Source organism: Azorhizobium doebereinerae UFLA1-100 (genome assembly GCF_000473085.1).
GTDB lineage: Bacteria > Pseudomonadota > Alphaproteobacteria > Rhizobiales > Xanthobacteraceae > Azorhizobium > Azorhizobium doebereinerae.
This window is the reverse complement of the sequence record NZ_AXBA01000044.1, coordinates 12,577-27,790: the sequence shown is the minus strand read 5'-3', so window position 1 is coordinate 27,790 and position 15,214 is coordinate 12,577. Positions and strand designations below refer to the sequence as shown.

14 protein-coding genes are annotated in these 15,214 nt (G+C 71.4%); 5 read left to right on the top strand and 9 right to left on the bottom strand.

Going from position 1 to position 15,214, the window contains the following annotated elements; genetic code table 11:
• The 5 genes from YU1_RS0123210 to rsmB form a co-directional block, all read right to left on the bottom strand.
• Positions 1-189 (bottom strand): transposase (locus tag YU1_RS0123210; RefSeq protein WP_029006115.1); only part of this gene is annotated, 189 nt, incomplete at its 3' end.
• Between the two features lie 96 nt (positions 190-285).
• Positions 286-1,680 (bottom strand): SLC13 family permease, encoded by a 1,395-nt coding sequence (locus tag YU1_RS0123205; protein ID WP_084540072.1) that lies wholly within the window; start codon positions 1,678-1,680, stop codon positions 286-288.
• Between the two features lie 108 nt (positions 1,681-1,788).
• Positions 1,789-3,378, bottom strand: coding sequence for a bifunctional phosphoribosylaminoimidazolecarboxamide formyltransferase/IMP cyclohydrolase (purH, locus tag YU1_RS0123200; protein ID WP_029006113.1), 1,590 nt, complete (start codon positions 3,376-3,378; stop codon positions 1,789-1,791).
• 131 nt (positions 3,379-3,509) lie between these two features.
• Positions 3,510-5,327: a heparinase II/III family protein gene (locus tag YU1_RS30895; protein ID WP_245263429.1), complete on the bottom strand. Its 1,818-nt coding sequence runs from the start codon at positions 5,325-5,327 to the stop codon at positions 3,510-3,512.
• 203 nt (positions 5,328-5,530) lie between these two features.
• Positions 5,531-6,931, bottom strand: coding sequence for a 16S rRNA (cytosine(967)-C(5))-methyltransferase RsmB (gene rsmB, locus YU1_RS0123190; RefSeq protein WP_084540071.1), 1,401 nt, complete (start codon positions 6,929-6,931; stop codon positions 5,531-5,533).
• A gap of 144 nt (positions 6,932-7,075) precedes the next feature.
• Here rsmB and YU1_RS32215 point away from each other — a divergent pair, with 144 nt between their 5' ends.
• Positions 7,076-7,669 carry a TetR/AcrR family transcriptional regulator gene (locus tag YU1_RS32215; protein ID WP_051357255.1) on the top strand — a complete coding sequence of 198 codons (594 nt, stop codon included), beginning with the start codon at positions 7,076-7,078 and terminating at the stop codon, positions 7,667-7,669.
• A 26-nt stretch (positions 7,670-7,695) separates the two neighbouring features.
• Positions 7,696-9,465, top strand: coding sequence for a CocE/NonD family hydrolase (locus YU1_RS0123180; RefSeq protein WP_035716482.1), 1,770 nt, complete (start codon positions 7,696-7,698; stop codon positions 9,463-9,465).
• Between the two features lie 3 nt (positions 9,466-9,468).
• On the opposite strand, the gene htpX is transcribed toward YU1_RS0123180, so the two are convergent.
• The 4 genes from htpX to YU1_RS0123160 form a co-directional block, all read right to left on the bottom strand.
• Entirely contained in the window at positions 9,469-10,416 is a 948-nt protein-coding gene (htpX, locus tag YU1_RS0123175) for a zinc metalloprotease HtpX (protein WP_029006110.1), read from the bottom strand.
• 92 nt (positions 10,417-10,508) lie between these two features.
• A complete protein-coding gene (locus YU1_RS0123170) occupies positions 10,509-11,186 on the bottom strand; it encodes a hypothetical protein (protein ID WP_029006109.1) in 678 nt (225 codons plus the stop codon).
• A gap of 66 nt (positions 11,187-11,252) precedes the next feature.
• Positions 11,253-12,290: a GSCFA domain-containing protein gene (locus tag YU1_RS0123165; protein ID WP_029006108.1), complete on the bottom strand. Its 1,038-nt coding sequence runs from the start codon at positions 12,288-12,290 to the stop codon at positions 11,253-11,255.
• A gap of 133 nt (positions 12,291-12,423) precedes the next feature.
• Positions 12,424-12,939 (bottom strand): GNAT family N-acetyltransferase, encoded by a 516-nt coding sequence (locus tag YU1_RS0123160; protein WP_029006107.1) that lies wholly within the window; start codon positions 12,937-12,939, stop codon positions 12,424-12,426.
• A 252-nt stretch (positions 12,940-13,191) separates the two neighbouring features.
• On the opposite strand from YU1_RS0123160, the gene YU1_RS0123155 reads away from it, so the two are divergent.
• The 3 genes from YU1_RS0123155 (at position 13,192) to YU1_RS0123145 (ending at position 15,080) form a co-directional block, all read left to right on the top strand.
• Positions 13,192-13,752 (top strand): NifU family protein, encoded by a 561-nt coding sequence (locus tag YU1_RS0123155; protein ID WP_029006106.1) that lies wholly within the window; start codon positions 13,192-13,194, stop codon positions 13,750-13,752.
• A gap of 165 nt (positions 13,753-13,917) precedes the next feature.
• The gene (gene tsaB, locus YU1_RS0123150; protein WP_029006105.1) at positions 13,918-14,601 is read left to right on the top strand and encodes a tRNA (adenosine(37)-N6)-threonylcarbamoyltransferase complex dimerization subunit type 1 TsaB; all 684 of its coding nucleotides are present in this window, start codon (positions 13,918-13,920) and stop codon (positions 14,599-14,601) included.
• Positions 14,598-15,080 (top strand): GNAT family N-acetyltransferase, encoded by a 483-nt coding sequence (locus YU1_RS0123145; protein WP_029006104.1) that lies wholly within the window; start codon positions 14,598-14,600, stop codon positions 15,078-15,080. The genes tsaB and YU1_RS0123145 overlap by 4 nt, the downstream gene beginning before the upstream one ends.
• Positions 15,081-15,214: the final 134 nt, after the last annotated feature.

Below are 15,214 nucleotides of genomic sequence, written 5' to 3'. Positions count from 1 at the left end.
GAAGTGATGCAACTGGTCATAGCCGACGCCGCCTTGACGCGCCGCCATCGGCTGGATGCTCTTGCGATCGCCCGGACCGATCAGCCCCGCCACATACAAGGGACACAGCCGCGCCCGGACCTTATGACCCAGAGCGCTCACGAAGGGCGCCAGCCATGCTTCCAGATCCGCTTTCCAGCTTTCGTTCATGGTCGGCACTCCATAAGCCGACCACCCATGAATCACGCAACCCGGTCCGAGGGAATCCCAGCGGGGATCCAAAAATCAAAAAATGCCAAAGTAGTGCTAGATCACCCCCAGGAACCGCCACCACGCATAGTCCAGCGGCGCCAGCAGGAGGAAGGTGAGGGCGGAGCTCGCCAGCGCCAGCCGTGTCGCATCGCCGAGCCGCACCTTGCCCAGCTCCACCGCCACGATGATCGGTGGGGCCTGATAGGGCAGGATCACGGTGGAGAAGGCCAGCACCTGGGTCAGCACCACCGCTTCCACCGAGAAGCCCGTGGCCGCCGCCAGTTCCCTGGCCATGGGGGTGAGCAGCGCCGGCACGCCGTTGGCGGTGGCGGCCAGCGACAGCGCGCTGCCCAGCGCCAGCAGCAGGGCGAAATTCTGCGCCGGGGCGCCGGGCGCGAACGGCATCAGCGCCACCAGCCCGTGGCCGAGCGCGTCGCCCACCCCGGTGGCGTTCACCGTGGCGACGAGGCCGAGCAGCCCGGCCACGTAGAAGATGGTGCGCATGTTGATCTGGCCGAAGGCCTCCGGCGGCAGCACGCCGATGCCCGGCATCAGGCAGAGCGCCGCGCCGGCGAGCCCGATCCAGGCGGGAGAGATGTGGTGCAGGCTATCGCTCATCCACAGCGCCAGCGTCAGCACCAGCAGCAGGGCCAGCCGCCGTTCGGCGCGGCTCCAGCCGGCCCGCTCCGGGGCGGGCCCGATGGTGCCGTCCAGCCGGTCGGGAAACAGCAGGCAGATCAGGGCGATGAGCAGCACACCCTTGCCGAGGCCGACCACCGGGGCATGGAGCGCCAGATAGGGCAGATAGCCGAAGTGCAGGCCGTAAAGCTGCTCGGCGGCCCCCGTCATCACCAGGTTCGGCACGTTGGCCGGCAGGATGGAGGCGGACAGCAGGAAGGTGCCGAAGCCCACCGCCAGCATGACGCCGGTGCGGCCCGGCCGGCCCGGCGCGAGGCCGATGCGGTCGCACAGCGCCTGCATGATGGGGATCAGCAGCGCGATGCGGCCCATGTTGGACGGCATCACGAAGGACAGGCCGTAGGTGATGCAGATGACGCCGGCGATGAGCTGCGGATAGGAGCGCGACAGCGGCGCGGCGAGCGCGCCGGCGATGCGCGCGGCAAGGCCGGTGCGGGCGATGGCCAGCCCCACCACCATGCCGGACAGCACCAGCCAGAAGGCGGAGGCGGCAAAGCCCGAGAACACCACCTGAGGCGGCGCCAGCGCGGTGAGGGTGGCGAGGGCGAAGAACAGGAAGGTGGTGACGATCTCCGGCAGCGCCGCGCTGGCCCACAGGCCCATGCACAGCAGCCCGACGGCGGCCCCCAGCGCGGTGCGCGGGGCAAGGCCGAGCGCGGGGCCGGCGGCATAGAGGGCGGCGGACAGCAGCAGGAGCGCGCCCGGTACGCGCCAGAATCCGGGACGTGGAGCGGTGATGCCCGCGCTCATGCGTGGCTCTCCCTGAAGGATGCGTCTCCCCTCGGCGGGCGGTCCCGTGCGCCTCTGCGGGCGCGTCGGGGACGGCGGACGCCGCGTGGGCGGCGTCCGTGAAAGGTCTCAGTGCTTGAAGTGGCGCACGCCGGTGAAGACCATGGCGAGGCCGGCCGCGTCGGCGGCGGCGATCACCTCGGCGTCGCGCATGGAGCCGCCCGGCTGGATCACCGCCGTGGCGCCCGCCTCCACCGCCGCCAAGAGGCCGTCGGCGAAGGGGAAGAAGGCGTCGGAGGCCACCACCGAGCCCTTGGTCAAGGGTTCCGCGAGGCCGGCGGCTTCCGCCGCATCGATCGCCTTGCGGGCGGCGATGCGGGCCGAATCCACCCGGCTCATCTGGCCGGCGCCGATGCCCACCGTGGCGCCGTTCTTGGCATAGATGATGGTGTTGGACTTCACGTGCTTGGCGACGCGGAAGGCGAAGCGCAGGTCCGCCAGCTCCTGGGCGGTGGGCTCGCGCTTGGTGACCACCTTCAGCTCCAGGTCGTCCACGCTGGCATTGTCGCGGCTCTGCACCAGCAGGCCGCCGGCGACCGTGCGCACATTGAGGCCCGGCGCGCGCACGTCCGGCAGGGCGCCGGTGAGCAGCAGGCGCAGTTTCTTCTTGGCGCCGATCAGCGCGATGGCCTCCTCGGTGGCGTCGGGGGCGACGATCACCTCGGTGAAGATCTCCACCATCAGCTTCGCCGCGTCCGCGTCCAAAGTCTGGTTCACCGCGATGATGCCGCCGAAGGCGGAGACCGGATCGCAGGCCAGCGCCTTCACATAGGCGTCCTTGAGCGAGGCGCCCTCGGCGACGCCGCAGGGATTGGCGTGCTTGACGATCACCACCGCCGCCGTGCGGGCGGGGTGGAACTCGGCCACCGCCTCGAAGGCGGCGTCGGTGTCGTTGATGTTGTTGAAGGAGAGCTGCTTGCCCTGCACCTGCCGGGCGGTGGCCACCCCGGGGCGGGCCTCGTCGGAGGCGTAGAACGCCGCCTTCTGGTGCGGGTTCTCGCCATAGCGCAGGCTCTCGATGAGCTTGCCGCCCACGGCGCGGAACAGCGGGGCGTCCGCGTTCACCTGGCGGGCGAACCAGTTGGAGATGGCCGCGTCATAGGCGGCGGTGCGGGCATAGGCGGTCTGGGCGAGGCGCTTGCGCAGCGCGAGCGTGGTGCCGCCGTGCAGGGCGAGCTCGGCGAGCACCGCCTCATAGTCCGAGGTGTCCACCACCACGGCCACGTCATTGTGGTTCTTGGCCGCGCCGCGGATCAGGGCCGGGCCGCCGATGTCGATATTCTCGATCACGTCGTCGAATTCGGCGCCGCGCGCCACCGTGGCCTCGAACGGATAGAGATTCACCACCACCAGATCGATGGGGGCGATGGAATGCTCGGCCAGCGAGGCCTGGTGCCCGGCGTCGGCGCGGATGGCCAGGATGCCGCCATGGATGTTGGGATGCAGGGTCTTCACCCGTCCGTCCATCATCTCCGGGAAGCCGGTGAGGTCGGACACGTCCTTGACCTGAAGCCCGGCGTCGCTGAGCGCCTTGCGGGTGCCGCCGGTGGAGACCAGCTCCACGCCGCTCTTGGCCAGCGCGGTGGCGAAGGCGACCAGCCCGGTCTTGTCGGACACCGACAGCAGGGCGCGGGTGACGGGACGGACATCGACGGACATGGGGCACTCCGGGCGCAGGGCCATTTCAGGGGACGATTTTGCCCGTGGCCCTATCACGGGCGGGCCAAGCCGTCACCCGCCGCCGAAGCGTGATCCCCCATGCACCAGACGCGCGACCCGTTCAGCCTTGGTCAGCCCCGCGATCCGCGCGATCCGCCGCCGCGCGGCACCTGGGCCTCGCGGGTGCGCAGCAGGGTCCAGACGATGCGCGGCAACTCGTCGAGCGCGCCGAGCAGGACCAGCTGCGTGGTGCGGTGCGGCCCGTCCGGGGCGGCGAGGAACACGCTCTCCTCCAGCACCACCTGCTGGCCCGGCGCCACGAAGGCCCAGGCCTCGCCGTTGGGCAGGCCGAGCAGCACGGTGGACGGGTCGTCCAGCCGGTCCACCTGCACCTGCGGGTGGAGGTGGAAGCGCACGGCGAACGGCACCTGCGGCATCACCGAGGGCGCGCCCTCGGCGGGGCGGAACATGTCCTCGCCGTCGAGGCGCGAGCCGTCCGCCGCCAGCCGCCAGGAGCGCTGGTGGAGGATGCCGAAGGGCTCGGCATAGCCGTCGTGGCTGGCCCGCAGCAGCACCGCGCCCTCGCGCCCGCCGCGCTGCACCGGCACGTCGCGCGGGCCGGAGATGATCGGCACGCCGGCGAGGCGGGTGAGATGCGCGCCGTGCAGGAAGCGGCAGGACGAGGTGTCGCCCACCACGGCGGTGGAATGGGCGGCGGTGGCGCGGGCCACCTGGCGCCACATCTCGCGATTGGTGCTGGTCATGCCGCAATTGACGATGATGCGGTTGCGGCCGCTGGAGAATTCGAAGGCGAGGCAGGAGGCGTGGGCCTCCGCCGAGGCGGCCAGCGGCGGCGGCGGGCCGGTGTCGGCGATCACCACCGTGCCCTTGGCGTCGAGCCGCTGGAAGCCGGAATGCGGCGCATTGGCCACCGGGGCGCCGCGCGCGTCGTCATAGGCGAGGATGGTGGCGAGCTGGTCCGCCGCCGTGTGGCCCATGCCGTGGAACAGCGCGAACGCGCCGTCGCCGTGCCGGAAGAAGCGCAGCATGGGCATCATGCGGTCGATGGCGTTCATCAGCGCCGGCGGCGCCGGCTGGTTGCGCGCGGCAAACGCATGGCGCAGCGGCAGCAGGTCCAGCAGCAGGTCTATCAGCACGCCGGGGCTGCGGGTGATGGAGCCGCCGTCCGGCAGGATCTGCCGCTCCAGCTCCTCCGACAGGCGCTTCTGCGCCGCGCGCAGCAGGCGCGACTGCTCGGACATGCACAGGCCGGCGAACACCAGAGCGATCACCACCAGCAGGCGGGGATAGCCGTCCGGCGCGTCATTGGCCGCCTTGCGCAGCCCGCGCACCTGGCGGGCGATGGAGCGCATGAAGCGGCGGTAGAAATCGTGGTCGGCGTCCTGGAGGATGAAGGGCGCCTGGGTGAGCCAGGCGATGACCCGCCGGGCGGTGACCTCGGGATCGGCGGCCACCGCGCGGGCGCGGCCGGGATTGCGCATCCAGTCGCCCACCAAGGCGCGGCCGTTGGCCCGGGCGATGGTGGTGCCGGCGGCGCGCAGGTGGCGCAGCCAGGAGAAGCCGTGCAGCACCTCGGCCCATTCCCGCGACGGCGGGTCGAGCTCGAACGGGGTCTTGCCGTCCAGCAGCGCCACCTTGCCGGCGAAGGCGAAGCGGCCGGAATAGATTTCGGTGGCGCGCGTCGGATCGCCGGTGCGCAGGTCCTGCGGCGCGATCAGCAGGCGCTCGGGCACCGGCACCACCACCTGGGCGAGGGTGAGCGGGGCGCCGGGCGCGCGGGCGGAGACGAGCCGCCAGAAACGGTCGAGCAGATAGAGGGTGAGGCGCGCGCGCTCCATCACCATGCCCCGGCTCACGGCCCGGCCGTGCGGTCGGCGCCGCCGCCCGCTGCCGTTCCAGGGCATCTGCCCGGCTGTCGTATTCGCCATCGATCCGCTCCCCACAGGAGCCGGAGAACCAGCCGTGCCGCGACCGGGCGCCCGCGAAGGGGCGCGCTCGGGCGGGGCGGAGCGGCATCGGTCCTCATGGCCCTCGTTCGGCGGCGTCAGCCGCTCTTGCGCGAGAGCCGGAGCCGACCCGGCGGATCAGCCTGATCGGTGCATCCGTCTCTCAATCCGTGCGAGAGGATGCATCACTGCTTCCTCAGGCGGGCCGCGAAGAAGCCATCCAGGCCGGAGCGTTCCGGCTCCCCGCGCACCCAATCACAGGGCAGAGTGCGCAAATCACCTTGAGGAGTGATGAACGGCGCGATGCCCGGCACGTCCTCGGGGCGGATTTTCTCGCGCGTCACGTCGGAGCGCGCGGCGAGCAGGCGTTCCACCTGCTGCTCGCCCTCCTCCGGCTCCAGCGAGCAGGTGGCATAGACCAGCAGGCCGCCGGGCTTCAGCAGCTCCAGCGCATGGTCGATCAGCTTGGCCTGGAGCGCGGCGAGCGCGGCGATGTCGCCGGGCCGCTTGCTCCAGGCGATGTCCGGGTGGCGGCGCAGCGTGCCGGTGGCCGAGCAGGGGGCGTCCAGCAGGATGGCGTCGAACGGCCCGGCCTTCAGCGTGGTGGCGTCCGCCTCCAGCACCTGCGCCTTCAGTTTCAGCCGGGCGAGGTTTTCCGACAGGCGGGCGAGCCGCTGGCCCGAGCGGTCCACGGCGGTGACCTGCGCGCCGGCGGCGGCGAGCTGGGCGGTCTTGCCGCCGGGCGCGGCGCACAGGTCCGCGACGCTCTTGCCGGCGATGTCGCCCAGCAGGCGCGCGGGCAGCGCGGCGGCGGCGTCCTGCACCCACCACTGGCCGTCCTCATAGCCGGGCAGGGCACGCACCGGCCCGGCCTGGAGCACGCGCACGGTGCCGGTGGGCAGCACCTCGCCATTGAGCTTTTCCGCCCAGGCGGCGGGATCGCCGACGACGGTGAGGTCGAGGCCCGGCTCCTGCGCCTGGATGGCGGCGATGGCGGCGGCGCGCTCGGCGCCATAGGCCTTGGTCCAGCGCTGGCGCAGCCAGTCCGGCGTATCGAGGTTCAGCGCTTCGGCGGCGGCGAGCCGTTCGTCCCGCTCGCGGGCGAGGCGGCGCAGCACCGCATTGATGAGGCCGGCGAAGCCCCCCGTGGTGCGGTCGCCGCGGGCGAGATCCACCGCCAGGCCGACGGCCGCATGGTCCGGCACGTCCATGAACAGGATCTGCGCCGCGCCCACCAGCAGCACGGTCTCGACCTTCGGGGCGGACTTGGGCGGACCCTTGTCCAGCAGGCCGGCGATCACCGCCTTCAGCGTGCCGAGGCGGCGCAGGGTGGTGGCGACGATGCGGAAGACGAGCGCCCGGTCGCGCGGCTCAAGGCCGGTATCATTGATGAAGGCGTCTTCCAGCGAGGCGTTGCCCCGCAGGATACGGTCGAGCGCATCGGCGGCGAGCAGCCGGGCCGGCAGGCCGGCGGTCTCGGCGGGCCGCTGCGGCGGGCGGGGGCCACGGGGGGCGCCACCGCCGGGCACGCCGCCTTTGCCGCGCGAGGGACCGGAGGAGCGATTGGGGCGCGAAGGTGCTTTCATCCCGCGCACCTAAGGGGTTGTGGGGGACGGCGCAAGGGAGAATGGCGTCCGCTGCGTCTGCGGCGCGGTGCGGTTGCGGCCCGCTCTTCTCTTGATCAGCCGCTCCGCCCATGCTTTGGTAGGTGTACCAACCAAGGATGAGCGATGCCCCCCACCGAGGTGCGCGAGCGGGTTCTGGCGGCGGCGGTCGGGTTGTTGCGGGCGCAGGGGCCGGCGGGGCTGACGCAGCCGCGCGTCGCCAAGGCCGCCGGCGTCTCGCAGAGCCACCTCACCTATTATTTCCCAACCCGCGCCGATCTGGTCCGCGCGGTGCTGGAGGCGGCGGTGGACGGGCAGATCGCCAATCTCGGCGACGCCATGGCGGCGCCGGCCACCCCCGCGGAGCGGATCGCCCGCCTGGCGGAGGCGCTCACCCAGGCCGAGAACACCCGCGTCCTCGTCTCCCTGGTGCTGGCGGCGGATGGCGATCCGGCGTTTCGCGATCTCTATGGGCGCCTCGTGGCGGCCATGCGCGGCCGGGCCGCCGGCCTCATCGCCGGCGCGGGGCTCGACCCCACTCCGGCGCAGGTGGCGCTGCTGCACGCGCTCGGCACCGGGCTCGCGGTGATGGGCGCCGCGCTCGGCCCCGAGGCGGGACGGGAGGTCAACGCCATGGTGCTCAGCGAAGTGTTCCGCCTGCTGGGCGCCGACGCGGCGCGGGCGGGCGAGGGGGATGCCGGCCCATCCGGCGCGGCTTGAACAGGCGTGGGGAGCAGGAGAGCAGGATGGGCGCGTGGCTGGATAACCTCATCCCGATCAAGGTGCCGGCGCTGGAGCATGAGCAACTGGCCGGCTGGCGGCCGAACGGGGCGGCCGCGCAGGGCCTCGGCTGCCGCCTGCTGGCGGATCAGCGCATCGCGGTGGCGCCGGATGTCACTTTGTCGGCGGACGTCTATGTGCCGCGTGTTCCGGGGCGCTATCCCGCCGTGGTCCAGTTCGCCGCCTATACGCGCGAATTGCACACGGCGGGCATGCCCACCGGCAGCAACGAGATCGGCTGCCCGCCGGTATTCACTGATCGCGGCTATGCCCAGGTGGTGGTGATGCGCCGGGGCATGGGGCGCTCGGGCGGCACCGAGGCGGTCTTCCTGTCGGAGCAGGATGTGGACGACCACGAGCGCGTCATCGCCTGGGCCGCCGCCCAGCCCTGGTGCGACGGGCGCGTGGTGCTGTTCGGCACCTCCTATTACGGCATGACGCAGCCGCTGGTGGCGGTGCGCCGCCCGCCGGCGCTGAAGGCCTTCTTCTGCAACGAGATCTGTACGGACTATTTCCGCCATCTCCTGCACTTCGGCGGCGTCTGCAATCTCTTCTTCTTCAATCTCTGGATGGGCGCCAACTTTACGCCCGCCATGTACCGGCTGCGCGTGCCGCCGGTGGTGCGGGCGCTGCTCAGCCACCTCACCAATTCGCCGCTGAAGCGCCTGTGGCAGCCCTTCATGATGAAGCGGGTGGATGCGCTCTACCGCGCCTTCATGGCCAAGACGCCGAAGGAGAATGTCCGCGAGATCTATGCCAACTGGATGCTGGACGCGAAGTCACGCGAGACCGCCTCGCTCCAGTCCGGCCCCTCCGGCCGTCTCGACCGCATCGAGGTGCCGTTCGTGACGGTGCAGAATCTCGGCTATTTCAACCTGCACCAGTTCGGCGCCTACGACCTGTTCGAGAACGCGGGTACGCCAGCGGGCCGCAAATGGATGATCCTCGCCCCGCCGGCCTATGAATTGCCGGTCTATGCCTGGCAATTGGAGGCGCTGGCCTTCTTCGACCATGTGCTGCACGGCACGGACAACGGCTATGCCGCCCAGCCGCCGGTGCGCTACTGGCTGGAGGGCGAGGATCGTTATGCGGGCGCCGCCGATTTCCCCGTGCCGGAGGCGGCGGAGCGGCGCTTCTATCTGGCCTCGAACGGCGTGGACGCGGCGACGCACCGGCTCGCCCACGGGCCGGGCGAGGGCGCGAACCGCTGGGCCGCCGTGCCGCTGGGCCTGCCCATCCTCGGCGGGTTCGACGCGGTGGCGAACCAGATGCTGACCTTCGACATGACGGCGGACCAAGCGATGACGCTGGCCGGGCCGGTGTCGCTCAACCTCACGATCAGCTCCAACGAGATCGACACCTCGCTCGTCGCCCGGCTTGGCCGGGTGGCGAAGGACGGCAGCTATCATCTGCTGTCGCTCGGGGCCATGAGCCCGGCGCGGCGGCGGCGCGATCCCGCCCGCGACACCGCCTGCGAGATCGTCCACGACACCTCGGTCCGCGAGCCGCTGGTGCCGGGCACGCCGGTGGACCTCACCTTCAGTCTCACACCGGGCCCCACCCGGCTGGAGCCGGGCGACCGGCTGCGGCTAGACGTGGCGAGCCGGCTCGATCTGCTGCGCAGCGACGTCAGCCACGGCTATGTGCATTTCGACATGCCGGGGCCGCCCTATTTCGCCCGCAACACGCTGCATTACGGGCCGGGCAGCTATCTCACGGTCCGGCAACTGGCCTGAGGCTCAGCCCCACGGCCCTTTCCGCCCGCCCGCGGCGCCGCCCCACGGCCCGCGCGGCGCAGCCGCCGCCGGAGCCGCCGCCGGGCGATAGCCGCCGCCCGTCCCCATCTGCCGCGCCAGTTCCTGCAAGGCGGCGATGCGGTTGCCGGTGTCGGGATGGGTGGAGAACAGGTTGTCCATCCGCGCCCCGGAGAGCGGGTTGATGATGAACATGTGCGCGGTGGCCGGGTTCGCCTCGGCCTCGTAGTTCGGCACCTGGTGGGCGCCGCCGGCGATCTTGGCCAAGGCCGAGGCCAGCGACAGGGGCTGGCCGCTGATCTCCGCCCCGCCCCGGTCGGCCTCGTATTCCCGCGAGCGGGAGATGGCCATCTGCACCACCATGGCGGCGATGGGCGCCAGGATCGCCATCAGGATCAGGGAAATCCCACCGAACGGACTGTTGTTCTCGCGGTTGCCGCCGCCGAAGAACAGGCCGAAGTTCGCCAGCATGGAGATGGCGCCGGCGATGGTGGCGGTGATCGTCATGGTCAGCGTGTCGTGGTTCTTCACATGCGCCAGTTCGTGCGCCATCACGCCGGCCACCTCGTCGGCGTTCAGCGCCTGCAACAGGCCGGTGGTGGCCGCCACGGCGGCATTCTGCGGGTTGCGGCCGGTGGCGAAGGCGTTGGGCTGCGGATTGTCGATCAGATAGACCTTGGGCATGGGCAGCCCGGCGCGCCGGGAGAGCTCGGCCACCATGTCCACCAGCTCGGGCGCGGCGGCGCGGTCCACCTGCCGCGCGCCATACATGCCGAGCACCAGCTTGTCGGCATACCAATAGCTGAACAGGTTGGTCCCGGCGGCCACCAGCAAGGCGACCATCATGCCGCCGCGCCCGCCGAGCGCGAAGCCCACCACCATGAAAAGCGCGGTCAGCCCCGCCAGCAGGATGGCCGTGCGCACGTAGTTCATTCTGCCCTCCTCCGCCGCCCCGTGGGGGGCAGCGCGTCAGCGCAAAACGTGGGCACGTGCAGGGGATCGCGCAAGGGCAGGCGGGCCGGACCTCAGCCGGCCCGGACCGCCGCGAACACATCTTCCAGCAGGCGGTGGCAGAAGGCGTCGCTGCCATGCACGCTGTCCGCCTGGCTGGCGAATTCGGGCTTCAGCTCGCCGTCCGGATCGAGCGACCAGGGCCGGTGATCGATGAACCGCGTGCCGGCGGCGGCGATCTCCTCCGCCGCCACGTCCTCGGCCCGCAGCAGGACGTCCCGCCGGGTGGAGATGGGGGGCGCGGCGCAGCGGCGCGGCGGCAGCGCCGAAAACACCCTCAGCCCCAGGGCGGCGAGGTGGCCGTGGAAGGCGATGGCGCCGGCGATCTGCGCCCGCAGCGTGGCCTGCACCGTAGCCGCGCTCAGGAAGCGGCCGGGTTCGTCCGGGGCGATGGCGAAGCCGTCCCAGACCTCGGCGCGCGCCTGATAATGCAGGTTCATGCCGAACAGGCACAGCACCGGCATGGCGATGTCGGCGAGCCGCGCCGCGCCCGCGCCCGCCAAAGCGGCGCGGTATTTGACCTCGGACTCGGGGCGGTGGAAGCGCACGTCGCCGTCGTCCACCGTGAAGAAGCCCGCCGCGTTGAGGAACCGCCCCGGTGCGATGTGGCCGCCATAGACCGGCCAGCCTTGCTCCGCCGCGACCTTGACCAGCGTGTGAGCATTGGAATCACCCAGCAGAAAGAGACTCATGCGGTCACCGGAGGTCAGAAGCTGGCGTGGAGGGCGGGGACGTCGGGGCTGTGGGCATGGCGAAGGTCATGGCTGGGGTGCGAAGGTCTCAAGCTCGGCTTCGTCGCATTCGGGATCCGCTGTCGCGGGCTGCGGCCCGGTGCCTGGCGCCGTCTCGGCATCGAGACCGAGGGCGCCGAAGAAGGTGTTCATGACCACGCCCACGCCGAACGCGCTGATGTCGCGCAGGTTGGGGGCGAAGAACATGGCGCGGTAGGGCGGGCTGGTGGCCATTTCGTAGGAGGGGAAATAGTCGCACTCCGGCCGCCGCGCCATCTCGCCCGCCGCCGCCCGCAGGATGGCCTTGCAGCCGCTGGTGGCCACCAGCACGTGCTGGCCGGAGGCGGTGGCGATCATCGGTCCCGGCGCGATCGTCAGCAGGATCTTCATGCCGGGCCGGAGGCGTTGCAGCAGGTCGAGGACCGCCGTCAGGTCGTCCAGCACCTCGGCCAGCCTGTGCTCGTGGAAGGCATCGCGGGCGGGATCGAAACTGTCGGCGAAAACGCCGGGGGCGATGGGATATTCCAGCCCGCTCGCCCGGTCCCGCCAGGCTTCGGTGAGGCCGAGGGTGAAGACCAGCAGGTCGGTCTGCGCGAGCGCCTGCGCCACGCTGGCGATGGTGGTGCGCCGGGAGGCCTCGGCCTCGGCGTGGCTGGCGAAGCCGTCCGGCTCGACGCCGGGCCGGACGGGGTCGTGGGTGCGCCCGTCGCGGGTCCAGAAATGGTCGGGCACCGGCCGCTCGCCGCTCGCCCATTGCAGCCACTGGAGCAACTGGCGGGGCGTATAGATGTTGCCGATCCGGGCGGAGAAGAGATCATAGCCGAGACGCCGCCGATCCGCCTCGGGCAGCGTGGCGGGGGCGGGCTCGGCATCGACGAAGGTGAAGCCGCGGGTGCGGACCGCCCGGCCGAAATTGCGGGCGAAGCAGGAGCCGAAGGCGGCGATGCGGGTGTCGCGGTCGATCGGCCATTTGGGCTGCCACAGCGGGCCGACTTCCAGCGGCGGGCGGCTGGCGACCGCCGTCCGCCAGAAGGCGGTGGCGGGCAGGGACTCATAGGGATTCATGCCGACCTCGCAGACACCACGGACCGTGCGCCCACGCCATGGGAGCCCCGGCGGGCAGTCCCCTGTCAAGGCGCGGCGCGATTCGGTCCCGTCCCGTTCCCGGTTTCGTCCGCTCGTCCCATTTCGGGACGGATCAGCGCGGCAGGGTGCCGGGCGGGTCGAGGATGAGCTGGAGGAAGGCGAGGTCCAGCCAGCGGCCGAACTTGGTGCCGACCTCGGGCAGGTGCCCCGCCGTGGCGAAGCCGAGCTTCGCATGCAACTTCAGCGAGGCGGCGTTCTGGGCGTCGATGCCGGCCACCATCGCGTGCTTGCCCTGCCGCCGGGCGCGGCCGATGAGCGCCTCCATCAGCGCCATGCCGATGCCCCCGCCGCGCGCATCCGCGCGCACATAGACGGAATGCTCCACCGTGTGCCGGTAGCCGTCGAAGGCCCGCCAGTCGCCGAAGGTGGCATAGCCGGCGACGCTGCCCGCCCCGTCGTCCGCCACCAGCACCGGAAAGCCCGCGCCCTGCCGGCCGGTGAGCCAAGCGGCGCGGTTGGCGGCGTCCACCGGCGTCTCGTTCCAGATCGCCGTGGTGTGGGCCACCGCGTCGTTATAGATGGCGAGGATGCCGCCGACGTCGCCGGTGTCCGCGTCCCGGACGCGCATGTCGTTCTCCAATATCATCACATAATAATCCACTAAAATGGACAATCCGGCCAGTCCCCCGGGCGCGGCGGAACGGATCGGGTCCACGGGTGCGCCAGCGATTCGGGCCGCTTCCGTTCCCGTCCTGTCCTGCCGCCGTCCCGATTCGGCACGGCCCGGCCGCCCGCCCTTTCCGGGCGGGGCAGGGGCGCCTATGTTGGAGGGGACAACAGCGGTCGTACCGCTGCCCCGGATTGCTCAAGGATCAGAGCCATGTTCATCCAGACCGAGGCGACGCCGAACCCGGCGACCCTCAAGTTCCTGCCCGGCCGCACCGTGCTCGGCGACGGCACGCTCGAAGCCCGCACCCCCGAGGAGGCCGGTCGTTCCCCGCTGGTCCAGCGCCTGTTCGAGGTGAAGGGCGTCGGCGGCGTGTTCCTGGGCTCCGATTTCGTCACCGTCACCAAGACCGACGGCGACTGGGCGCACATGAAGCCCGCTATTCTCGGCGCCATCATGGAGCACTTCATGTCCGGCGCCCCGGTGCTGGCGGAAGGCGTGGAAGCCAGCCACGAGGATGGCGAGGAATTCTTCGAGAGCACGGACGGCGAGATCGTCTCCACCATCAAGGAACTGATCGAGACCCGGGTGCGCCCGGCGGTGGCGGCGGACGGCGGCGACATCACCTTCCGTGGCTTCAAGGAAGGCGTGGTCTATCTCAACATGAAGGGCTCGTGCTCCGGCTGCCCGTCCTCCACGGCGACGCTGAAGAACGGCATCGAGAACCTGCTGCGCCATTTCGTGCCGGAAGTGGTCGAGGTGCGCCCGGTCTGACCGGCGCCCGCTGAAATCCTGGCCCGGCGCCTTCGCCCCCGGACGGCCCCGTCCGGGGCGGGGACCTGGGAAAAACACACAATTTCCGGGGGTTTCCCCTCAATCCCCTTCCGTCAGCGCCGGTTTCGGTGAATCGTGGTTGCGGGGAGCTGGCATCCACGATTCATGTATGTTCTGGCCATAGATACCGCGCTGGCGGCCTGTTCGGTCGCGGTGCTCGACGCCGAGGCGGATGAGATCATCGCCGGCGATTCCCTGCTCATGGACCGTGGCCATGCGGAAGCGCTGGTGCCCATCGTCGAGCAGGTGATGCGTGACGCGGGGCTGGATTTCCGCGCGCTGTGGCGCGTCGCCGCCACCGTGGGGCCGGGCAGCTTCACCGGCCTGCGGGTCGGGCTCTCCGCCGCGCGCGGCTTCGCTCTGGTGGCCAAATGCCCGGCGGTCGGCGTCACCACGCTGTCCGCCCTCGCCGCGCCCTTCCTGGCGCTGGACGATACCTTGCCCGTGGTCTCAGCCATCGATGCCCGGCATGGCCATGTCTATCTCCAGATGTTCGGCGCCGGCGGGCGCACGCTGATCGCCCCGCGCATCGCGGCAGTGAAGGATGCGGCGCGCGCGGTGGCCATCGGCCCGGTGCGGCTCGTCGGCTCCGGCGCGGCGCTGGTGGCGGAAGCCTGGCCGCCGAAGGAACAGCTGCCCTTGGTGGTGGAGGACATGGTGGCGCCGGACGTGGCCTGGGTGGCGCGGCTCGGCGCCGTGGCCGATCCGGCGCGGGCGGAACCGCGCCCGCTCTATCTGCGCCCGCCGGACGCCAAGCCGCAGGACGCCGCCCGCATCGCCCGCCGATGAGCGCCTTCACCCGCCTGTTCTCCGGCCCCGCGCCGGACATCCGCGATGCCGCGACGGCGGATGCGGCGGACCTCGCCCGCCTGCACGCCACCGCCTTTCATCGTGGCTGGTCGGCGCCGGAGTTCGAGCGCCTGCTGGCCGAGCGCACCGGCGTCGGGCACGTGATGCGCGCCGGCCCGCGCGGCAAGCTGCTGGGCTTCGTGCTGTCGCACGCCGTGCCGCCGGACTCGGAAATCCTGTCCATCGTCCTCGACGGGGCGAGCCGGGGGCGCGGCCTCGCCGGACGCCTTCTGGCGCACCATCTCGGCCGCCTCGCGGCGCAGGGCGTCACCGCCTCCTTCCTGGAGGTGGAGGCCGGCAACGCCCCGGCGCTGGCGCTCTACCGCCGGGCTGGCTATGCGGAGGTCGGCCGCCGCAAGGGCTATTACGAAGGCCCCTCCGGGCGCACCGACGCCTTGGTGCTGCGCCGCGATTTCTGAGCGCCGCCGGGCGGGATCGCATGGCATTCCATGTATCGGTAAAGATGCCGGAGGTGATGATCTGCCTCGCGCATGGTGCGACGCAATAACCCGTGCCTCTTGTGCCGCCCGCACGGCTGGCGCTTAAATCCTGT

Coding starts and splice junctions, on each gene's coding strand:
- YU1_RS0123205 (WP_084540072.1), bottom strand. CDS start 1,680: ATGAGCGCGGGCATCACCGCTCCACGTCCCGGATTCTGGCGCGTACCG.
- purH (WP_029006113.1), bottom strand. CDS start 3,378: ATGTCCGTCGATGTCCGTCCCGTCACCCGCGCCCTGCTGTCGGTGTCC.
- YU1_RS30895 (WP_245263429.1), bottom strand. CDS start 5,327: ATGGCGAATACGACAGCCGGGCAGATGCCCTGGAACGGCAGCGGGCGG.
- rsmB (WP_084540071.1), bottom strand. CDS start 6,931: ATGAAAGCACCTTCGCGCCCCAATCGCTCCTCCGGTCCCTCGCGCGGC.
- YU1_RS32215 (WP_051357255.1), top strand. CDS start 7,076: ATGCCCCCCACCGAGGTGCGCGAGCGGGTTCTGGCGGCGGCGGTCGGG.
- YU1_RS0123180 (WP_035716482.1), top strand. CDS start 7,696: ATGGGCGCGTGGCTGGATAACCTCATCCCGATCAAGGTGCCGGCGCTG.
- htpX (WP_029006110.1), bottom strand. CDS start 10,416: ATGAACTACGTGCGCACGGCCATCCTGCTGGCGGGGCTGACCGCGCTT.
- YU1_RS0123170 (WP_029006109.1), bottom strand. CDS start 11,186: ATGAGTCTCTTTCTGCTGGGTGATTCCAATGCTCACACGCTGGTCAAG.
- YU1_RS0123165 (WP_029006108.1), bottom strand. CDS start 12,290: ATGAATCCCTATGAGTCCCTGCCCGCCACCGCCTTCTGGCGGACGGCG.
- YU1_RS0123160 (WP_029006107.1), bottom strand. CDS start 12,939: ATGCGCGTCCGGGACGCGGACACCGGCGACGTCGGCGGCATCCTCGCC.
- YU1_RS0123155 (WP_029006106.1), top strand. CDS start 13,192: ATGTTCATCCAGACCGAGGCGACGCCGAACCCGGCGACCCTCAAGTTC.
- tsaB (WP_029006105.1), top strand. CDS start 13,918: ATGTATGTTCTGGCCATAGATACCGCGCTGGCGGCCTGTTCGGTCGCG.
- YU1_RS0123145 (WP_029006104.1), top strand. CDS start 14,598: ATGAGCGCCTTCACCCGCCTGTTCTCCGGCCCCGCGCCGGACATCCGC.